The organism is Paraburkholderia denitrificans, assembly GCF_042655705.1.
Lineage (GTDB): Bacteria > Pseudomonadota > Gammaproteobacteria > Burkholderiales > Burkholderiaceae > Paraburkholderia > Paraburkholderia denitrificans.
Map to the genome: position 1 here is coordinate 63,147 of NZ_JBHSMP010000019.1, position 18,667 is coordinate 81,813.

18 protein-coding genes are annotated in these 18,667 nt (G+C 67.3%); 8 read left to right on the plus strand and 10 right to left on the minus strand.

The genetic code is table 11. The features are described 5' to 3' along the window. Positions 1 to 92: 92 nt before the first annotated feature. The 10 genes from kdpE to ACFPTO_RS16430 all read right to left on the minus strand — a co-directional run bounded on the left by kdpE (position 93) and on the right by ACFPTO_RS16430 (position 11,179). A complete protein-coding gene (gene kdpE / locus ACFPTO_RS16385) occupies positions 93 to 791 on the minus strand; it encodes a two-component system response regulator KdpE (protein WP_377712757.1) in 699 nt (232 codons plus the stop codon). Continuing rightward, positions 784 to 3,747: a DUF4118 domain-containing protein gene (locus tag ACFPTO_RS16390; protein ID WP_377712759.1), complete on the minus strand. Its 2,964-nt coding sequence runs from the start codon at positions 3,745 to 3,747 to the stop codon at positions 784 to 786. The genes kdpE and ACFPTO_RS16390 overlap by 8 nt, the downstream gene beginning before the upstream one ends. 184 nt (positions 3,748 to 3,931) lie before the next feature. Next, positions 3,932 to 4,510: a potassium-transporting ATPase subunit KdpC gene (kdpC, locus tag ACFPTO_RS16395; protein ID WP_377712761.1), complete on the minus strand. Its 579-nt coding sequence runs from the start codon at positions 4,508 to 4,510 to the stop codon at positions 3,932 to 3,934. Positions 4,511 to 4,559: 49 nt separating this feature from the next. Beyond that, the gene (kdpB, locus tag ACFPTO_RS16400; RefSeq protein ID WP_377712763.1) at positions 4,560 to 6,674 is read right to left on the minus strand and encodes a potassium-transporting ATPase subunit KdpB; all 2,115 of its coding nucleotides are present in this window, start codon (positions 6,672 to 6,674) and stop codon (positions 4,560 to 4,562) included. A gap of 16 nt (positions 6,675 to 6,690) precedes the next feature. Beyond that, the gene (kdpA, locus tag ACFPTO_RS16405) at positions 6,691 to 8,496 is read right to left on the minus strand and encodes a potassium-transporting ATPase subunit KdpA (protein WP_377712765.1); all 1,806 of its coding nucleotides are present in this window, start codon (positions 8,494 to 8,496) and stop codon (positions 6,691 to 6,693) included. Next, complete coding sequence (gene kdpF / locus ACFPTO_RS16410; protein WP_296653285.1) at positions 8,493 to 8,585, minus strand: K(+)-transporting ATPase subunit F; 93 nt, start codon at positions 8,583 to 8,585, stop codon at positions 8,493 to 8,495. Before kdpF ends, kdpA begins: the two co-directional genes overlap by 4 nt. Then, positions 8,582 to 8,713, minus strand: a complete 132-nt coding sequence (locus ACFPTO_RS16415; protein ID WP_377712768.1) for a potassium ABC transporter ATPase — start codon at positions 8,711 to 8,713, stop codon at positions 8,582 to 8,584. The genes kdpF and ACFPTO_RS16415 overlap by 4 nt, the downstream gene beginning before the upstream one ends. Before the next feature lie 198 nt (positions 8,714 to 8,911). Continuing rightward, positions 8,912 to 9,886 carry a quinone oxidoreductase family protein gene (locus tag ACFPTO_RS16420; protein WP_377712770.1) on the minus strand — a complete coding sequence of 325 codons (975 nt, stop codon included), beginning with the start codon at positions 9,884 to 9,886 and terminating at the stop codon, positions 8,912 to 8,914. A 56-nt stretch (positions 9,887 to 9,942) separates the two neighbouring features. Continuing rightward, positions 9,943 to 10,332: a methylglyoxal synthase gene (locus tag ACFPTO_RS16425; RefSeq protein ID WP_296653289.1), complete on the minus strand. Its 390-nt coding sequence runs from the start codon at positions 10,330 to 10,332 to the stop codon at positions 9,943 to 9,945. Positions 10,333 to 10,399: 67 nt separating this feature from the next. Next, entirely contained in the window at positions 10,400 to 11,179 is a 780-nt protein-coding gene (locus tag ACFPTO_RS16430; RefSeq protein WP_377712772.1) for an SDR family oxidoreductase, read from the minus strand. 431 nt (positions 11,180 to 11,610) lie between these two features. On the opposite strand from ACFPTO_RS16430, the gene upp reads away from it, so the two are divergent. From upp to ACFPTO_RS16470, 8 genes are all read left to right on the plus strand, one after another. Next, positions 11,611 to 12,261: a uracil phosphoribosyltransferase gene (gene upp / locus ACFPTO_RS16435; protein ID WP_293042573.1), complete on the plus strand. Its 651-nt coding sequence runs from the start codon at positions 11,611 to 11,613 to the stop codon at positions 12,259 to 12,261. A 542-nt stretch (positions 12,262 to 12,803) separates the two neighbouring features. Next, on the plus strand, positions 12,804 to 13,532 hold the full coding sequence (locus ACFPTO_RS16440) for a YebC/PmpR family DNA-binding transcriptional regulator (protein WP_296653296.1): 729 nt from the start codon (positions 12,804 to 12,806) through the stop codon (positions 13,530 to 13,532). 114 nt (positions 13,533 to 13,646) lie between these two features. After that, positions 13,647 to 14,921 (plus strand): phosphoribosylamine--glycine ligase, encoded by a 1,275-nt coding sequence (purD, locus tag ACFPTO_RS16445; protein WP_377712775.1) that lies wholly within the window; start codon positions 13,647 to 13,649, stop codon positions 14,919 to 14,921. A gap of 221 nt (positions 14,922 to 15,142) precedes the next feature. Next, a complete protein-coding gene (gene hemF, locus ACFPTO_RS16450) occupies positions 15,143 to 16,099 on the plus strand; it encodes an oxygen-dependent coproporphyrinogen oxidase (protein ID WP_377712777.1) in 957 nt (318 codons plus the stop codon). A gap of 4 nt (positions 16,100 to 16,103) precedes the next feature. Beyond that, positions 16,104 to 16,799, plus strand: a complete 696-nt coding sequence (locus ACFPTO_RS16455) for a nicotinate-nucleotide adenylyltransferase (RefSeq protein WP_377712779.1) — start codon at positions 16,104 to 16,106, stop codon at positions 16,797 to 16,799. A gap of 2 nt (positions 16,800 to 16,801) precedes the next feature. Further along, a complete protein-coding gene (rsfS, locus tag ACFPTO_RS16460; protein ID WP_377712781.1) occupies positions 16,802 to 17,410 on the plus strand; it encodes a ribosome silencing factor in 609 nt (202 codons plus the stop codon). A 22-nt stretch (positions 17,411 to 17,432) separates the two neighbouring features. Beyond that, the gene (gene rlmH, locus ACFPTO_RS16465) at positions 17,433 to 17,903 is read left to right on the plus strand and encodes a 23S rRNA (pseudouridine(1915)-N(3))-methyltransferase RlmH (RefSeq protein ID WP_293033550.1); all 471 of its coding nucleotides are present in this window, start codon (positions 17,433 to 17,435) and stop codon (positions 17,901 to 17,903) included. Between the two features lie 134 nt (positions 17,904 to 18,037). Continuing rightward, on the plus strand, positions 18,038 to 18,661 hold the full coding sequence (locus tag ACFPTO_RS16470) for a Maf family protein (protein WP_377712783.1): 624 nt from the start codon (positions 18,038 to 18,040) through the stop codon (positions 18,659 to 18,661). Positions 18,662 to 18,667 lie beyond the last annotated feature (6 nt).

Sequence of the window (18,667 nt, forward strand, 5' to 3'; positions counted from 1 at the left end):
GTGCGGTACGAGATTCGGGATTCGGGTTTCAGAATTCGCGATATGACCGCTTCATTATAGACACGCACGTTGCGGCACAGCACGTTCGTCTGTTATTGCACACCCACGAGCCGGTAGCCGACGCCGGTCTCCGTAACGATATGCTCGGGCTGCGCGGGGTCGCGTTCGAGTTTCTGGCGCAGATGCGCCATGTAGATCCGCAGATAGTGGCTGCTCTCCACGTGCGACGGTCCCCACACTTCCCGCAGCAATTGCCGGTGCGTGAGCACGCGGCCCGCATCGCGCACGAGCGTGGCGAGCAGCCGGTATTCGATGGGCGTGAGATGGACCGGCGCGCCGTCGCGCGTGACGGTGCGCAGGCCGAGATCGACGGTCACGGGGCCGAAGCTCACCTGCGGCGCCTCGTTCGCGCCGCCGCGATTGCGCCGCCGCAGATGCGCGCGAATCCGCGCAAGCAGTTCGGAGACGCCGAACGGCTTCGTGAGGTAGTCGTCCGCCCCGGCGTCGAGCGCGGCAACCTTCTCGCTTTCCTGCGTGCGCGCCGACAGCACGATGACCGGCAGATCGCTCCAGCCGCGCAGTTCCCGGATCACGTCGAGGCCGTCGCTGTCGGGCAGGCCGAGGTCGACGATCACGAGATCGGGCTTGCGCGTGGCCGCTTCGACGAGGCCCTGCCTGCCGGTCTCGGCGTCGTGGACGACGATCCCCTCGCCCTCCAGCGACACACGCACGAAGCGGCGAATCTGCTTTTCGTCTTCGATCAGAACAACGGCGACGCTCGGATCACTCATGGGACGTTTTCGAATCGGCTGGTTTCGCGGTTGGGTTCGCGGTTGGGGCTTGCGCCGCCGCTTCGTCGTCGGCGTCGTCGGCGTCGTCGGCGTCGTCGGCGTCGTCGGCGTCGTCGGCGACGTCGGCAACGTCGGCAACGTCGGTCCCGACACCTTCATCGACATCGGCTGGCAGCGGCGGCGGCGACTCCACCGGCAGCGCGAACCAGAACGATGCGCCTTGCACGCGGCCTTCGGCATCGAGGCGATTCGCGGCGCCGATTGTACCGCCGTGCGCCTCGACAATCGCCCGGCAGATCGCAAGCCCGAGGCCGATGCCCGGCTTCGTCGACTCCTTCTCGCCGCGCGTAAATTTCTCGAAGACGCGCTCGCCCATGCCGGGCGGCAGGCCCGGCCCGCTGTCGTCGATCGTCACGCGCACGAACGGCTGGCCGCCCATCTCCACGCGGTGCGCGCCGATGGCGAGCGGCGTGTCGGGCGGCGTGTACTTCGCGGCGTTTTCGAGCAGATTCGAGAACAGCCGCTCCATCAGCACGGCGTCGAGCTGCAGCAGCGGCAGCCCGGCTTCGAGCGCCACCTGCACCGGATGGTGCGCCAGCACCCGGCGGCATGCCGCGAGCGCCGCGCCCACCGTCTCTTCGAGCAGCGTCCACTGGCGGTTCAGCTTGAGGCTGCCCGCCTGCAGCCGCGCCATGTCGAGCAGGTTCGTGACGATGCCGGTCATGCGCAGCGCCTCGTCGTGGATCGCCTCGATCAGTTCCTCCGAGCGCTCATCGGCAGGCGCATCGGGCACCGGCTTTTGCGCGAGCATCGACGAGAACCCGACGATGGCAGTCAGCGGCGTGCGCAGATCGTGCGAGATGGCCGACAGGAGCGAATTGCGCAGCCGCTCCGACTCCATGTTGACGAGCGCGTCGCGCGCGATATCGACGTAGTGCACGCGCTCCAGCGCGAGCGCGATCTGCGCGGCGAACGCATCGAACATGCGCTGCTGCTCGGGCACCTGCAACTCGCCCGCATCGCGCGTGACGACGGCGAGCACGCCGCGCGTGCGCATCGGCGCCTTGAGCGGCTGATAGCGCGCAGCCGCCGCGGGCAGCGTATCGGTGCCGCGGCCAGCGGGTTTTTGCTGGTCGTAGACCCACTGGCCCACGTCGAGATCGAGCTGCGCCGCGTGGAGCATGATCTGCGGATCGGGCTCCTCGATCTTCTGCTGCACCTTGTCCCCGCTGTCCGGCAGCAAAATCGCGACGCGCGCGCCGAACACCTCGCTCACGTGGCGCAGGCCGATCGCCACGATCTGCTCGGTCGTGAGCGCCGCGGCCAGTTCGCGCGCCATCGCATACATCGCCCCCGTGCGCTGCTCGCGCCGCTGCGCGACACTCGCTTCGCGGCGCATGCTCGACGTGAGGTGACTGATGACGAGCGACGTGAGCAACATGCCGACGAAGGTCAGCAGGTACTGCGTATCGGTCACGGAGAGCGACATGCGCGGCGGCACGAAGAAGAAGTCGAACGCCGCGACGCTCGCGAACGAGAGCAGCACGCCGGGGCCGCGGCCGAGTTTCGTCGCCGTGAAGATCACGCCGAGCAGATACAGCATGACGAGATTGGTGAGGTCGATGCGATCGATCAACTGGCTCGCGATCAGCGTGACGCACGCACAGATCACGAGCGCCGCAGCATAGGCGCGCGGCGGCGAGCGGTGGCCGCTCCTTGCCGCCATCGCGTCGCGCCAGGCGTTGGCGGCGCGCGCCGCGGCGCCCTCGCCCTGCGACTCGCGTGCGGTGGTGCCCGCGGCGCCCGTGGTGCCCGCTTCGCCCGCCATGGCGCGCACGAGCGTGAGATCGACATCGCCCGCCTTTTCGGCGAGCCGCTCGCCGAACGGCCGGCGCAGCCAGCGCGAAACGCCCATCCGCAACGATCCGCCCGCAACGAGCTTCGACACGTTGCGCAGCCGGGCGTAACCCACGAGCATCGTCGCCGCGTCCGCGCCCGCGAGCGTCGCGGTCTCCGCGCCCATCTCGGCGGCGAGTTTCAGCGCGCCGAGCGTGCGTTCGCGAATCGCATCGGGCAGGCGCTGGAGTTTCGGCGTTTCGACGTAGACCGCGATCCAGTCGGCCTTCAGGCTCGTCGCGAGCCGCGCCGCCGCGCGCACGAGCGCGCTCGCCTCGGGACCGGGCCCGATGCACACGAGCAGCCGCTCGCGCGCCTGCCAGACGTGCTGGATCGAGCGGTCGGCGCGGTACTCGCGCATCTGCGCGTCGACGCGGTCGGCCGTGCGGCGCAGCGCCAGTTCGCGCAGCGCGATCAGGTTGCCCTTGCGAAAGAAGTTGCGCACCGCGCGCTCGGCCTGCGCGGGCATGTACACCTTGCCGTCGCGCATGCGGTCGAGCAGCTCTTCGGCGGGCAGGTCGACGAGCGTCACTTCGTCGGCGTGATCGAACACGCGGTCGGGCACCGTCTCCCAGACGCGGATGCCCGTGATCTGCCCGACCACGTCATTGAGGCTTTCGAGGTGCTGGACGTTGACGGTCGTGTAGCAATCGATGCCCGCGTCGAGCAGTTCGTAGACGTCCTGCCAGCGCTTGAGGTGACGTGCGCCCGGCACGTTCGAGTGCGCGAGTTCGTCGACGAGGATGAGTTGCGGCTTGCGCGCGAGCGCGGCGTCGAGGTCGAACTCGGCGATCTGGCGGCCCCGGTAGGCGATCTGAGCGCGCGGCAGCACATCGAAGCCGTCGATGAGCGCGGCGGTTTCGCTGCGCCCGTGCGTCTCCACAATGCCGACGACGACGTCGATGCCCTCCTCCGCGCGGCGGCGCGCGGCCTGCAGCATCGCGTAGGTCTTGCCGACGCCCGCCGAGGCGCCGAAGAAAATCTTCAGCTTGCCGCGGCGGCGCTTTTCCTCATCGCGCTGGAGGCGATCGAGCAGTTCGTCGGGATCGGGGCGGTTCATGCGGACCGGGTCTCCGTGATGGGCGCCGCAGGCGCTTCTGGTGCCGCGCTTGATGCCACGCTTGATGCCGCTGTAAATAGTTCAGTGCCGCGAAACATCATGCTGATCGTCTCACCGCGCCACAAAAATGGCAAACCGCACCCGGCGTGAGTCGCGCTGCGTGCGGTTCGGGTCGTTGCGCGGCTCAACTGGCTGCTTTGCCGTCGAGCGCGAGGTTCAGCCTGAGCACGTTCACGCGCGGCTCGCCGAACACGCCAAACTGGCGCCCCTTCGTATAACGGTCCACGAGCGCCTGCACGTCGACCGGATTCAGGCGGCGCGCGCGCGCGACGCGCTCCACCTGATACGCCGCCGCAGCCGGGGAAATCTCGGGATCGAGGCCGCTTGCCGACGACGTCACGAGGTCCGCCGGGATCGGCTGCAAGACGTCGGTGCCCGCGGCCTTGAGCGCGGCGATGCGGCCTTTGACCTCGTCGGCGAGCGCCGGGTTGGTCGGGCCGAGGTTCGAGCCGCCGGAACCCGTCGCGTTGTACGGATTCGGCGACGTGGCCGAGAGGCGGCCCCAGAAGTACTGCGGCGCGTCGAACTGCTGGCCGATCAGCTCGGACCCGGCCACCTTGCCGTCGACGACGATCAGGCTGCCGTTGGCCGCGCGGTGGAACGCCGCCTGGCCGAACGCCGTCATCACGGCCGGATACGCGAGACCCGTGATCGCCGTCAGCACGGCGAAGATCACGATAAGAGGACGAAACAGCGATTTCATGTTCTTTCCCGAATGTGCGTCGAATAGCTCATAGATGAGGGCGTGCGGATCAGACCCAGCCGAACGCGGCGAGCACCATGTCGATCAGCTTGATCCCGACGAACGGCACGAGAATCCCGCCCAGGCCGTAGATCAGCAGATTGCGGCGCAACAGGATCGCGGCGCCGAGCGGCCGGTACTTCACGCCTTTCAGCGCGAGCGGAATCAGCAGCACGATGATCAGCGCGTTGAAGATCACCGCCGAGAGGATCGCCGAAGCCGGAGTGGCGAGATGCATCACGTTGAGCGCGTTCAGTTGCGGATACGTGGTCGCGAACGCCGCCGGGATGATCGCGAAGTACTTCGCGAGATCGTTGGCGATCGAGAACGTCGTGAGCGAACCGCGCGTCATGAGCATCTGCTTGCCGATCTCGACAATCTCGATGAGCTTCGTCGGGTTCGAATCGAGGTCGACCATGTTGCCCGCTTCCTTCGCGGCCTGGGTGCCCGTGTTCATCGCCACCGCGACATCGGCCTGCGCGAGCGCCGGAGCGTCGTTCGTGCCGTCGCCGGTCATCGCCACGAGCTTGCCCTGCGCCTGGTGTTCTCGGATCGTCGCGAGCTTCGTTTCAGGCGTCGCCTGCGCGAGGAAGTCGTCCACGCCCGCTTCGGCTGCGATGGCCGCCGCGGTCAGCCGGTTGTCGCCCGTGACCATCACGGTCTTGATGCCCATCTTGCGCAGTTCGGCAAAGCGCTCCTTGATGCCGCCCTTCACCACGTCCTTCAGTTCGATCACGCCGAGCACCTGCGCCGCGCCATCCTGCGGGCGATGCGCGACGACGAGCGGCGTGCTGCCGCGGCGCGCGACGTCGTCCACAGCCTTATCGACTTCAGCCGGGAAGCGCCCGCCGTGCGATTCGACGTAGTGCTTGAGCGCATCGGCCGCGCCCTTGCGGATTTCACGGCCCGGCGTACCTGCGAGCATCCCGTCGGGATGCAGGTCCACGCCGCTCATGCGCGTTTGCGCGCTAAAGGAGAGAAACACCGGATGGAGCGTGCCCATGTCGCGCTGGCGAATGTTGAAGCGCTGCTTCGCGAGCACGACGATACTGCGGCCTTCCGGCGTTTCGTCGGCGAGCGAGGCGAGTTGCGCCGCGTCCGCGAGCGCTTCTTCGGTCACGCCCGGAGCGGCAATGAACGCCGACGCCTGACGATTGCCGAGCGTGATCGTGCCGGTCTTGTCGAGCAGCAGCACGTCCACGTCGCCCGCCGCTTCCACGGCGCGGCCCGACGTGGCGATCACATTGGCCTGCATCATGCGGCTCATGCCCGCCACGCCGATCGCCGAAAGCAGCCCGCCGATGGTGGTCGGAATCAGGCACACGAGCAGTGCGACAAGCGCGGTGATCGTGACGACGTGGCCAGCCTTCGTCGCTTCGACCGAGAACATCGAGAACGGCAGCAGCGTCGCCGTCGCGAGCAGCAGGACGATTGTGAGCGCAACGAGCAGGATCGTGAGCGCGATCTCGTTCGGCGTCTTCTTGCGCTTCGCGCCTTCCACCATCGCGATCATGCGGTCGAGGAACGCTTCGCCGGGGTTCGCCGTGACGCGCACGACGATCCAGTCGGAGAGCACGCGCGTGCCGCCCGTCACCGAAGAAAAGTCGCCACCCGACTCGCGGATCACCGGCGCGGATTCGCCGGTAATGGCCGATTCGTCCACCGAAGCGACGCCTTCGATCACTTCGCCGTCTGCCGGGATCGTATCGCCGGTTTCCACGAGGACCACGTCGCCGCGGCGCAGATCGGTCGCGGTCATGATACGGATCGGCGCCTTAGGATGCGGCTCGTTGAGCTTCTTAGCCATGACGTCGCGCTTGGCCTGGCGCAGCGACGCGGCCTGCGCCTTCGAGCGACCTTCCGCGAGCGCTTCGGCGAAGTTCGCGAAGAGGACCGTGAACCACAGCCATAGCGTGACGGCGAGAATGAAGCCCTGCGGCGCCTCGGCCTGGCCGTTGAGCGCGGCGAGCCACAGGATCGTCGTGAGCACGCTGCCGACATACACGCAGAACATCACCGGGTTGCGGAGCTGGGTGCGCGGTGTGAGTTTCCTGAACGAGTCCACGATGGCCGGGCGCAGGAGCGCCGGATCGAACATGGACCGTGTAGCACTATGTTGATTCATGTTGGTGAAGTCCTGTTCAATGCACGCCCATCATGATCAGATGCTCGACGCCGGGGCCGAGGGCGAGCGCGGGCACGTAGGTCAGCGCGCCGACAAGCAGCACGGTGCCGAGCAGCAGCACGACGAAGAGCGGTCCGTGGGTGGGCAGCGTGCCGCCGGTTTCGGCGAGACGCTTCTTGCCGGCGAGCGAACCCGCGATGGCGAGCACCGGAACGATCGTGCCGAAGCGGCCGAACCACATGGCGATGGCGAGCATCCAGTTATAGAACGGCGTGTTCACCGTGAGGCCCGCGAAGGCGCTGCCGTTGTTGTTCGCCGCCGAGCTGAACGCATAGAGAATCTCCGAGAAGCCGTGCGCGCCCGGATTGGCGATGCCGGCCTTGCCCGCGTCGGCGAGCACGGCAATCGAAGTGCCGAGAAGCACGAGCATCGGCGTGAGCAGCACGACGATGGAGACCATCTTCATCTCGAACGACTCGATCTTCTTGCCGACGTATTCGGGCGTGCGGCCGATCATCAGCCCCGCGACGAACACCGCGAGCAGCGCGAACACGAGCATGCCGTAGAGCCCCGAGCCGACGCCGCCGAAGATTACTTCGCCGAGCTGGATGAAGAGCATCGGAACCAGGCCGCCGAGCGGCGTGAGCGAGTCGTGCATCGTATTCACGGCGCCGCACGAAGCAGCGGTGGTCGCGACCACGAAGATGCTGCTCTGCGCGATGCCGAAGCGCGTTTCCTTGCCTTCCATGTTGCCGCCCGCCTGCAGCAGGCTCGCGTGCTGATCGACGTTGAGCGTCGTGAAGAGCGGATTGCCCGCCTGCTCCGCGCCCAGTTCGACGCCCACGGCAAGCACGAAGGCAAACGTCATGACGGCGAGCACCGCAATGCCCTGGCGCCGGTCGCCCACGACGTTGCCGAACACGAGACAGAGCGCCGCCGGAATGATCAGAATCGCAAACATCTCGACGACGTTTGAGAACGGCGTCGGGTTCTCGTACGGATGCGCCGAGTTCGCGTTGAAGAAGCCGCCGCCGTTGGTGCCGAGCATCTTGATCGCGACCTGCGAAGCGACCGGGCCCATGGCGATCGTCTGCGTCGCGACCTTCGTGGCGACCGTGACGGCATTGCCCTGCGCGTCCTTCACGGGATTGCCCCGCGCGTCGAGCTTCGGCGCCGCGTACGTGGTGGTCTGAAGCACCGGCACGTCCTGATACGCCTTGAAGTTCTGGATCATGCCCTGGCTCATCAGGAGCGCGGCGATGACCGCCGCCATCGGCACGAGCACATAGAGCGTCGTGCGCGTGAGATCGACCCAGAAGTTGCCGATGGTCTGCATCGAGTGGCGCGCGAAACCGCGGATCAGCGCGATCACGACCACGATGCCCGTCGCCGCCGAAAGGAAGTTCTGCACGGTGAAACCGAGCATCTGCGTGAGGTAGCTCACGGTCTGCTCGGGCGTGTAGTCCTGCCAGTTCGTGTTGGTGACGAAGCTCACGGCCGTGTTGAACGCGCCGTCCACGGTCATCGGGCCGAGCTGCTGCGGATTGCCCGGCAGCCAGCCCTGGATGCGCAGCAGCACGTAAAGAAACACCGTGCCGAGCACGTTGAACGAGATCGTGGCGAGCGCGTAGCGCTTCCAGTTCATCTCCGCTTGCGGATCGACGCCCGCGATGCGATAGAGCAGATTTTCGAGCGGCGCGAACAGGCGCACGACGCGCGAGCGTCCGTCGAGAACCCGCGTGATATAGCCCGCGACCGGCACGGCGAGCGCGAGCAGAACGACGAGGAAAATGCCGGTCTGCAGCAGATTGTTGGCGTTCATTCGATATCCTCCGCACGCAGGAGCGCGTAGATGAGATAGCCGAACAGCAACAGCGTTGCCGTACCCGACAGCCACAGGATCCAGGTCATGAGCGGGCTCCCCGCTCGCCGCGCCCGTACTGCATGAGCTTCTCGCAGCCGGCCAGCAACGCGTACGTGAGCCCCGCGAACACCGCCAGCCCCCCGATGCACAGCACGTCCATTGTCGTGTTCTCCATTGACGGATTTCAGATGGAGAACAGTACGGGTTTGCGCGTCAAGAACGGATTAAAGGTCGCGGGATGCCTGTAAAAAACGCGTAAAAAAGCGCGCAAAAGAACACGCAAACGCCGCCCGCACGCAGCGGGACCAAAGAAAAAGGCGCGCAAGCGAGGCTTGCGCGCCTTTACCGTGAAAGACAATCGCGGCGGGGGCGATCAGGGAATGAGGATGGTCGAGCCGGTGGTACGGCGCGCTTCGAGATCGGCGTGCGCCTGCCCGACGTCCTTGAGCGCATAGCGCTGGTTGATCGACGTCTTCACCTTGCCCGACGCGACGACCTCGAAGAGTTCGGCGGCCATCCGCTCGTAGTCGGCGCGTTTGGCCATATAGGTGAAGAGCGTCGGGCGCGTGAAGAAGAGCGAGCCGCGTCCGGCGAATTCGGACGAATCGATCGGCGGCAGCGGGCCCGACGCATTGCCGAAGCTCACGAAGAGGCCGAGCGGCGCGAGACAGTCGAGCGACTTCGCAAACGTGTCCTTGCCGATCGAGTCGTACACCACCGGCACGCCCGCGCCTTGCGTAATGTCGCGCACGCGCGTGGCGAAATCCTCGCGCGTGTACACGATCGGGTAATCGCAGCCGTGCGCTTTCGCGATCTGCGCCTTCTCGTCGGAACTCACGGTGCCGATCACCGTCGCGCCGAGCGCCTTCGCCCACTGGCACACGAACAGTCCCACGCCGCCCGCAGCGGCCTGGATCAGGATCGTGTCGCCCGCCTTCACGGGATACGTGCGGCGCAGCAGATATTGCGCGGTGAGGCCCTGAAGCATGATCGATGCGGCGGCCTCGTCGCTGATCGCATCGGGCAGGCGGATCAGCTGATCGGCGCGCAGCACGCGCTCCTCGGCATACGCGCCCGGCGGACGCGCCACGTACGCGACGCGGTCGCCCACCTTGAGGTCCGCCACGCCGGGGCCGACCGCCGACACCACGCCGGCCGCCTCCATGCCGAGCCCTGCGGGCAGCGGCTGCGGATAGAGACCGGTACGGAAATACACATCGATATAGTTGAGCCCGCACGCGGTCTGCTTGAGCCGCACCTGGCCCTCGCCCGGCTCGCCCACGTCGACGTCCACCCACGTCATGACTTCGGGGCCGCCGGTCTGCTCGATTCGGATTGCCTTGCTCATCGTGTCTCCTTGTTGTGTTGATCGCGCCGCGGTTCGATGGCGGCACTGCGGGTCGCTCAGGCCGCGCCCGAAACACGCACCTTGAGCGCGTCGAGAATCATGCGCGCCGTCGAGATATTCGTTGCGCACGGTACGTTGTGCACGTCGCACGCGCGCACGAGTGCGTTGATGTCCGGCTCGTGCGGCTGCGGCGTCATCGGGTCGCGCAGGAAGATCACCATGTCGACGCGGCCCTCGGCGAGCTGCGCGCCGATCTGCAGATCGCCGCCGTGCGGGCCCGAAAGCATGCGCTCGACGTTCAGCCCGTGCGCGGCCTCGATGCGCGAACCGGTCGTACCCGTTGCGATGAGTTCGCAGTGGCGCAGCGTATCGGCGAATTCGCCGGCCAGTTTGACGATGTCGTCTTTCTTGTGGTCGTGCGCGATCAGCGCGACGCGAGTTGCCATGACTTCGGTGCTCCTTCGTTTCAGGTGGTCAAGGTACGCCGGAAAATGCCGCTCGGAAGGTGTCGGCTCAGTAGGTGCCGGGGAAGGCGCCGCCGTCGATCAGCCAGTTTTGTCCCGTGATATAGCCCGCGTGGACGCTGCACAGGAACGCGCAGGCGCGGCCGAATTCGTCGGACGTGCCGAAGCGGCGTGCCGGAATCGCCGCGAGGCGGCGCTCGCGCACTTCGTCGACCGGGCGTCCGCTCGCCCGCGACTGCGCGACGAGCGTGGCCTGGATGCGGTCGGTATCGAACGCGCCCGGCAGCAGATTGTTGATCGTGACGCCCGTCGCCGCGACCTGGCGCGCGACGCCCGCGACGAAGCCCGTGAGCCCCGAGCGCGCGCCGTTCGAGAGGCCGAGCACGTCGATCGGCGCCTTCACCGACGAACTCGTGATGTTGACGATGCGCCCGAAGCCGCGCGCGATCATGCCGTCGACGGTGGCCTGGATCAGCGCGATCGGCGTGAGCATGTTCGCTTCGAGCGCGGCGGTCCACGCCTCGTGCGTGTACGAGCGGAAGTCGCCGGGCGGCGGGCCGCCCGCGTTGTTGACGAGGATGTCCGGTTGCCCGCAGGCGGCGAGCGCGGCAGCGCGGCCTGCGGGGGTGGTGATATCGCACGCGACGGTTTTCACCTCGACGCCCGTATTCACGCGGATCTGCGCGGCGGTTTCCTCGAGCGTCGCCGCGGTGCGCGCAACGATCGTGACGTTGACGCCCTCGGCGGCGAGCGCCTCGGCGCAGCCGCGGCCGAGGCCCTTGCTTGCCGCGCACACCAGCGCGCTGCGTCCTGCGATGCCCATGTCCATCGTGATCCGGTCCTTTCGTGCTTGCGTGCCGCTGGCCTGCCGCTTGCCTGCGTGCCGCGCGGGTGGGTTGATTTAGCGTTGATTGCTTGACGGCTGCTTGACGGCTGCATACCCGTTGCTTGACGGTTGCATTCGGCTTGCGTGGCAGCCGCTCGCGGCTGGCGCCCCACCGTTTTACGGATTCTAGAAGAATCGCGCCCGCCGCGCCCGCCCTCGTCCGCCCTCGCCCGATATCGCGGGCTTTGACGCATGCCGGCCGGGACCGGCGCAGGCACGCCGGAGCACAGGCATATCCCGTATACTCCACGATGTAGCGCGGCCAGTGCGCTGCGCGAGCCGCGCCGGGCCTCATCTTCGGCCGCCTGCCGCGCACGGCGGCAACGCGTTTTCCCGGATTCCCCGATTCCTCTTGCAGCCTTGTGCGCCCCGCCATGAAACAGGACAGCCGTTTTCCCAACCTCTTCATCCTCGACCACCCGCTGATCCAGCACAAGCTCACCCACATGCGCGACAAGGACACGTCCACCCGGACGTTCCGCGAACTGCTGCGCGAAATCACGCTGCTGATGGGTTATGAAATCACGCGCGACCTGCCGGTCACGACACGCCGCGTCACGACGCCGCTCGTCGACGTCGACGCGCCCGTGATCGCGGGCAAGAAACTCGCGATCGTGCCGGTGCTGCGCGCGGGCGTCGGCATGTCGGACGGACTGCTGGAACTGATCCCGTCGGCGCGTGTGGGCCATATTGGCGTCTATCGCGCCGACGACCATCGCCCGGTCGAGTACCTAGTGCGCCTGCCCGACCTCGAAGACCGGACGTTCATCCTGTGCGATCCGATGGTCGCGACCGGCTACTCGGCGGCGCACGCAGTCGACGTGCTCAAGCGCCGCGGCGTGACGGGCGAGCGCATCTCGTTCCTCGCGCTGGTGGCGGCGCCGGAAGGCGTCGAGGTATTCCAGCGCGCGCACCCGGACGTGAAGCTCTACGTCGCCTCGCTCGACTCGCATCTGAACGACCACGCCTATATCATCCCGGGCCTCGGCGACGCGGGCGACCGGCTCTTCGGCACGAAGAACTGACGACGGCGGCGCGTTCCCCGCCAGCGGTTTTGCCCGGCGCCGCGCCTCTCAGTCGCGCCGGGCAGCCGCAAAGCGGATCGAAGCGGGCCGAGGCGAACCGAAGCGGGCAAATCACCCGCACAAATCACCCGCAGCCATCATCCAGGCAAATCGCCCGCGCAAATTAGCCGCAAAGAGCGCCCTGCGCACTGCTTGGGGGCCACGGTCCGGCGACGCCGCCGTGATAAAATTCAGATCCACCTGAACGGGCGTCCGGCGCACCCGCTGCATGGCGCGCCCACCCCGCGCATGCGGCCCGCGCGAACCGGATCCGCGCCGCAGCCGGCCGCCGCCGTGCGCAACGAAGCACAGCCGGGCGCAATCAAGCGCAAGACGGCGCCTGGCTCGCGAGCGCACCGCGTTTCGGGCGGACAAACCAATCATGGGCGTACCGGCCACGCGCCGCAGCGGCGGCACTGCGCAGCCTCGCCCGCGAACACGCATCGACAACTGCAGATTGCACAATGCACGCGCCCGCGCTGGCGCATGCGACGGAGAAAGGTATGGCGGGTCATTCGAAATGGGCCAACATCAAGCACAAGAAAGCCGCTACTGACGCGAAGCGCGGCAAGATCTGGACGCGGCTCATCAAGGAAATCCAGGTGGCGGCGCGCATGGGCGGCGGCGATATCGACTCCAACCCGCGCCTGCGTCTGGCGGTCGACAAGGCGTACGACGCCAACATGCCCAAGGACAACATCAACCGCGCCATCCAGCGCGGTGTCGGCGGCGTCGATGGCGCGAACTACGAGGAAATCCGCTACGAAGGCTACGGCATCGGCGGCGCGGCCGTCATCGTCGATACGATGACCGACAACCGCACCCGCACCGTCGCGGAAGTGCGCCACGCGTTCTCGAAGTTCGGCGGCAACATGGGCACGGACGGCTCGGTGGCGTTCATGTTCGATCACGTCGGCCAGTTCGTGTTCGCGCCGGGCACGCCCGAGGACAAGCTCATGGACGCCGCGCTCGAAGCGGGCGCCGACGACGTCGTGACGAACGAAGACGGCAGCATCGAAGTGGTCTGCCCGCCGTTCGATTTTCCGAAGGTGAAGGCCGCGCTCGAAGCCGCGGGCTTCAAGGCGGAAATGGCCGAAGTCACGATGAAGCCGCAGTCGGAAGTCGAGTTCACGGGCGACGACGCGGTGAAGATGCAAAAACTGCTCGACGCGCTGGAAAACCTGGACGACGTCCAGGAGGTCTACACCAACGCGTCGATCGCCGACGAATGACGCAGGCGCCGCCCTGCCGGGGCGGCATCGCCGCGTCATCGTCATACAGCGTGTGATACCGCGGCCGGCGCCCACGCGCCGGCCTCACTGTTTTCTGGTCTTTCGGGGATTCAAATGAAGTTACTCGTCGTCGGTTCTGGCGGCCGCGAACATGCGCTGGCGTGGAAGCTCGCCCAGGCGCCGCGCGTGCAGCTCGTCTACGTCGCACCGGGCAACGGCGGCACCGCGCAGGACGAGCGGCTCGCCAACGTCGACATCACGGACATCCACGAACTCGCCGACTTCGCCGAGCGCGAACAGGTCGCGCTGACCGTGGTCGGTCCCGAAGCGCCGCTCGCAGCCGGCATCGTCAACGTGTTCCGCTCGCGCGGTCTGAAGGTCTTCGGCCCGACGAAGGAAGCCGCGCAGCTCGAAAGCTCGAAGGATTTCGCCAAGGCGTTCATGAAGCGCCACGGCATCCCCACCGCCGCCTACGAGACCTTCTCCGACGCGGCTGCCGCGCACGCCTACATCGACACGCACGGCGCACCCATCGTCATCAAGGCCGACGGCCTCGCCGCAGGCAAGGGCGTGGTCGTCGCGATGTCACTGCAAGAGGCACATCAGGCCATCGACATGATGCTGGCCGACAACCGGCTCGGCGACGCCGGCGCGCGTGTCGTGATCGAGGAATTCCTCGCGGGCGAAGAAGCGAGCTTCATCGTCATGGTCGACGGCAAGCACGTGCTGCCGCTCGCATCGAGCCAGGACCACAAGCGCCTGCAAGACGCCGACCAGGGCCCGAACACGGGCGGCATGGGCGCCTACTCGCCCGCGCCCATCGTCACGCCGCAACTGCATGCGCGCGTGATGCGGGAAATCATCCTGCCGACCGTCGCGGGCATGGAGAAGGAAGGCATCCGCTTCACGGGCTTCCTCTACGCCGGGCTCATGATCGACGCGCAGGGCAACCCGAAGACGCTCGAATTCAACTGCCGCATGGGCGACCCCGAAACGCAGCCGATCATGGCGCGCCTGAAGGGCGATTTCTCGAAGGTCGTCGAGCACGCCATCGCGGGCACGCTCGACCAGGTCGAGCTGGAGTGGGACCGCCGCACGGCGCTCGGCGTCGTGCTCGCCGCGCACAACTATCCGGACACGCCGCGCAAGGGCGACCGCATCAGCGACATCCCCGCCGAAACCGCCAATTCCGTGACGTTCCACGCGGGCACGCAGCTCGTCGACGGCAAGCTCCTCACGTCGGGTGGCCGCGTGCTGTGCGTGGTCGGCCTCGCAGATTCGGTGCGCAGCGCGCAGTCGGTGGCGTACGAGACCGTGAACCGCATCTCGTTCGACGGCATGCAGTATCGCCACGACATCGGCTATCGCGCCGCCGGCCGCAAGCAGTAAGCCTCGCCGCCGCCGTCTGCCCGAACGGCGCTACACTGCCGCTGTCAGCCGCTGGCGCGCTCATCCGTGCGCCAGCGGCCCGACACCGGCCACCGAACCAGGCCCTCGCGCCCGCCAAAGCTGTCCGGCGCGCGGTTCGACCCTCCGTCGACACCGCCGTTAAAGCCGCCGTTGACACCGCTGTTAAAGCCGCTGTTGACATATAACGCCCGCACATAACGATGACGACCGATTCAATCAGCACTGGCGCGCCCGACGAGCGCACGACTCCCGACAGCGCAGCCGTGCGCGCCTGGCTGTCCGGCTTGCAGACGCAGATCGCCGACGCGCTCGGCCACTTCGACGGCACGCCGATGGCCACCGACCGCTGGCAGCGCGCCGCAGGCGAGAAACTGCGCGGCGGCGGCTGCACGCGCATCCTCGAAGACGGCCAGTTCTTCGAGCGCGCGGGCATCGGTTTCTCGGACGTCTCGGGCGACGCCCTGCCGCCCTCGGCCACCGCCGCGCGCAACGGGCTCGACGGCCGCGGCTTCGAGGCGATGGGCGTCTCGCTCGTCCTGCACCCGCGCAATCCGTACTGCCCGACCGTGCACATGAACGTGCGCATGCTGCTCGCGACCAAGGCGGGCGAAGCGCCCGTCTTCTGGTTCGGCGGCGGCATGGATCTCACGCCCTACTACGGCTTCGAGGAAGACGCGCAGCATTTTCATCGCGTCTGCCGCGACTCGCTCGCGCCCTGGGGCCCGGATCTTTACCCGCGCTTCAAACGCTGGTGCGACGAATACTTCTTCCTGAAGCACCGTAACGAAGCGCGCGGCATCGGCGGGATCTTTTTCGACGACTACGCCGAAGGCGGCTTCGAGCAGGCGTTCGCGATGGTGAAGAGCGTCGGCGAGGGCTTTCTCAAGGCATATCTGCCGATCATCGAAAAACGCCGCGCGATGCCGTACGGCGAAGCCGAGCGCGAATTCCAGGCCTACCGCCGCGGCCGCTACGTCGAATTCAACCTGGTCCTCGACCGCGGCACGCATTTCGGTCTGCAAAGCGGCGGGCGCACCGAGTCGATCCTGATGTCGATGCCGCCCAGCGCGACCTGGCGCTACGACTGGCGGCCCCAGCCCGGTTCGCCGGAAGCGCGCCTCTACACCGATTTCCTGCCCGTGCGCGACTGGATCTGACGCCGTGACGCCAGTCGATTCGCCTCGTCCGCTCGCGCGCCGCATCGGCCTGCTCGGCGGCACCTTCGATCCGATCCACGAGGGCCACCTCGCGCTCGCACGGCGTTTCGCCGGGCTGCTCGGCCTCACGGAACTGGTGCTGCTGCCGGCCGGCCAGCCCTGGCAGAAGCCCGAGGTGAGCGCCGCCGGGCACCGGCTCGCGATGACCCGCGCGGCAGCCGCATCGCTCGTGCTGCCGGGCGTGACGGTTCACGTCGATACCGACGAGATCGAGCACGACGGCCCCACGTACACCGTCGAAACGCTGCGCCGCTGGCGCGCGCACCACGGCAGCGACGCTTCGCTCACGCTGCTGATGGGCGCCGACCAGTTGCTGCATCTCGACACCTGGCACTTCTGGCGCGAACTGTTCGCCCTCGCGCACGTCGGCGTGGCGAGCCGTCCGGGCTTCGACTTCGCGTCGGTGCCGCCCGCCGTCGCCGCCGAAGTCGATGCACGGCGTGCCGCGCCCGCCACGCTCGCCGCGACGCCGCACGGCTGCGTCATGATCGACGAGGCGCTCGCGTACGATGTGTCGGCCACCGAAATCCGCCGACAGATCCGCGCACGCCGCGCCGCGCACGACACCGGCACACCCACCGCCTCCATTCCCGCGCCCGTGTGGGACTATATTCTTCAACATCATCTGTACCACGAGTAAATATGGACATCCGCAAACTGCAACGCGCTATCGTCGACGGCCTCGAAGACGTCAAGGCACAGGACATCAAGGTGTTCAACACCAGCCACCTGACCGAACTCTTCGACCGTGTGATCGTCGCGAGCGGCACATCGAACCGCCAGACCAAGGCGCTCGCCAACAGCGTGCGCGAAAAGGTCAAGGAAGCCGGCGGCGACATCGTCAGCACGGAAGGCGAGGACATCGGCGAATGGGTGCTCGTGGATTGCGGCGACGCGGTCGTCCATATCCTTCAACCGGCGCTGCGCCAGTACTACAACCTCGAAGAAATCTGGGGCGACAAGCCCGTGCGCCTCAAGCTCGCGAGCGTCGGCGGTTTCTCGGGTGCGCAGCCGAGCGAGCCGATGGACGACGAAGACGAGGACGATATCGGCCACGCAGCGCCCGCCGCCGCGAAAAAGCCGGCAGGGAAGAAGCCTGTGCAGAAGGTTGTGAAGCAGGCCGCGGCAAAAACCGCCGCCAAGCCCGCCGCCAGGAAGACCGCCGCAAAGCCCGCTGCTGCAAGGCCCGCTGCCGCACGGCCCGGCGCACCCGCGCGCAAGAGCCCCGCGCGCCGCAGCGCCGCGAAGTGAGCGCCGCGCGCACGCTGATCCGATGAAGCTGCATATCGTCGCCGTCGGCCACAAGATGCCGGACTGGATCGCCGAGGGGTTCGAGGAATACACGAAGCGCATGCCGCCCGAGTTGCGCATCGAGTTGCGCGAGGTGAAACCCGAGCAGCGCTCGTCGAGCCGCAGCGCCGAAAGCGTGATGGCCGCCGAGCGCACGCGCATCGAAGCGACGCTGCCGAAGAACGCACGTCTCGTCGCCCTCGACGAGCGCGGCAAGGACTGGACCACGATGCAGCTCGCGCAGGCGCTGCCGCTGTGGCAGCAGGACGGACGCGACGTGGCGTTCCTGATCGGCGGCGCGGACGGGCTCGACCCGCAACTCAAGTCGCGCGCCGATCTGCTCCTGCGCGTGTCGAGCCTCACGCTGCCCCACGCGATGGTGCGCGTGCTGCTCGCCGAGCAGCTGTACCGCGCCTGGACCATTACGCAGAATCACCCCTATCATCGCGTTTGATCCGCGCAAATCCGCACGATTTGTGCAATCCGCATGATCCGCGCGCAGCGGGCGCTGCGCGCGCCGTTTTTCCTGATCCGTTTGATTCGATTGATCCGATTGATTCGACTATCCGCCACGTCCGAGACGCTCAGATGGCCTCCTCCGTGACTTATCCGTACGTTTATCTCGCCTCGCAAAGCCCGCGCCGCCAGGAGTTGCTGCAGCAGCTCGGCGTGCGCTTCGAACTGCTGCTGCCGCGCCCCGACGAGGACGCCGAAGCGCTCGAAGCCGCGCTGCCCGGCGAGCGCGCCGCCGACTACGTCACGCGCGTGTGCGCGGCCAAAGCCGATGCGGCGCGCGCGCGGCTTGTCGCGGGCGCGCATCCGTTCGCGCCGATCCTCACCGCCGACACCACGGTCTCGATCGACGGCCATATCCTCGGCAAGCCGCACGACGCCGCCGACGCCTACGCGATGCTCGAACGCCTCGCCGGACGCGACCACGAGGTGCTCACCGCGGTGGCCGTCGTCGATGCGGCAGGCGTGTGCCTGCCCGTCGCGCTTTCGCACTCGCATGTGCGCTTCGCGGCCGCGCTGCCCGCGGCAATTGCGCGCTACGTCGCGAGCGGCGAACCCTTCGGCAAGGCCGGTGCATACGGCATTCAGGGCCGTGCAGCCGAATTCATCGAGCGAATCGACGGATCCTATTCGGGTATCATGGGTTTGCCATTATTCGAAACAGCCGCCCTCCTGCGCGCGGCGCGCATCGACTTTTAAAACAAC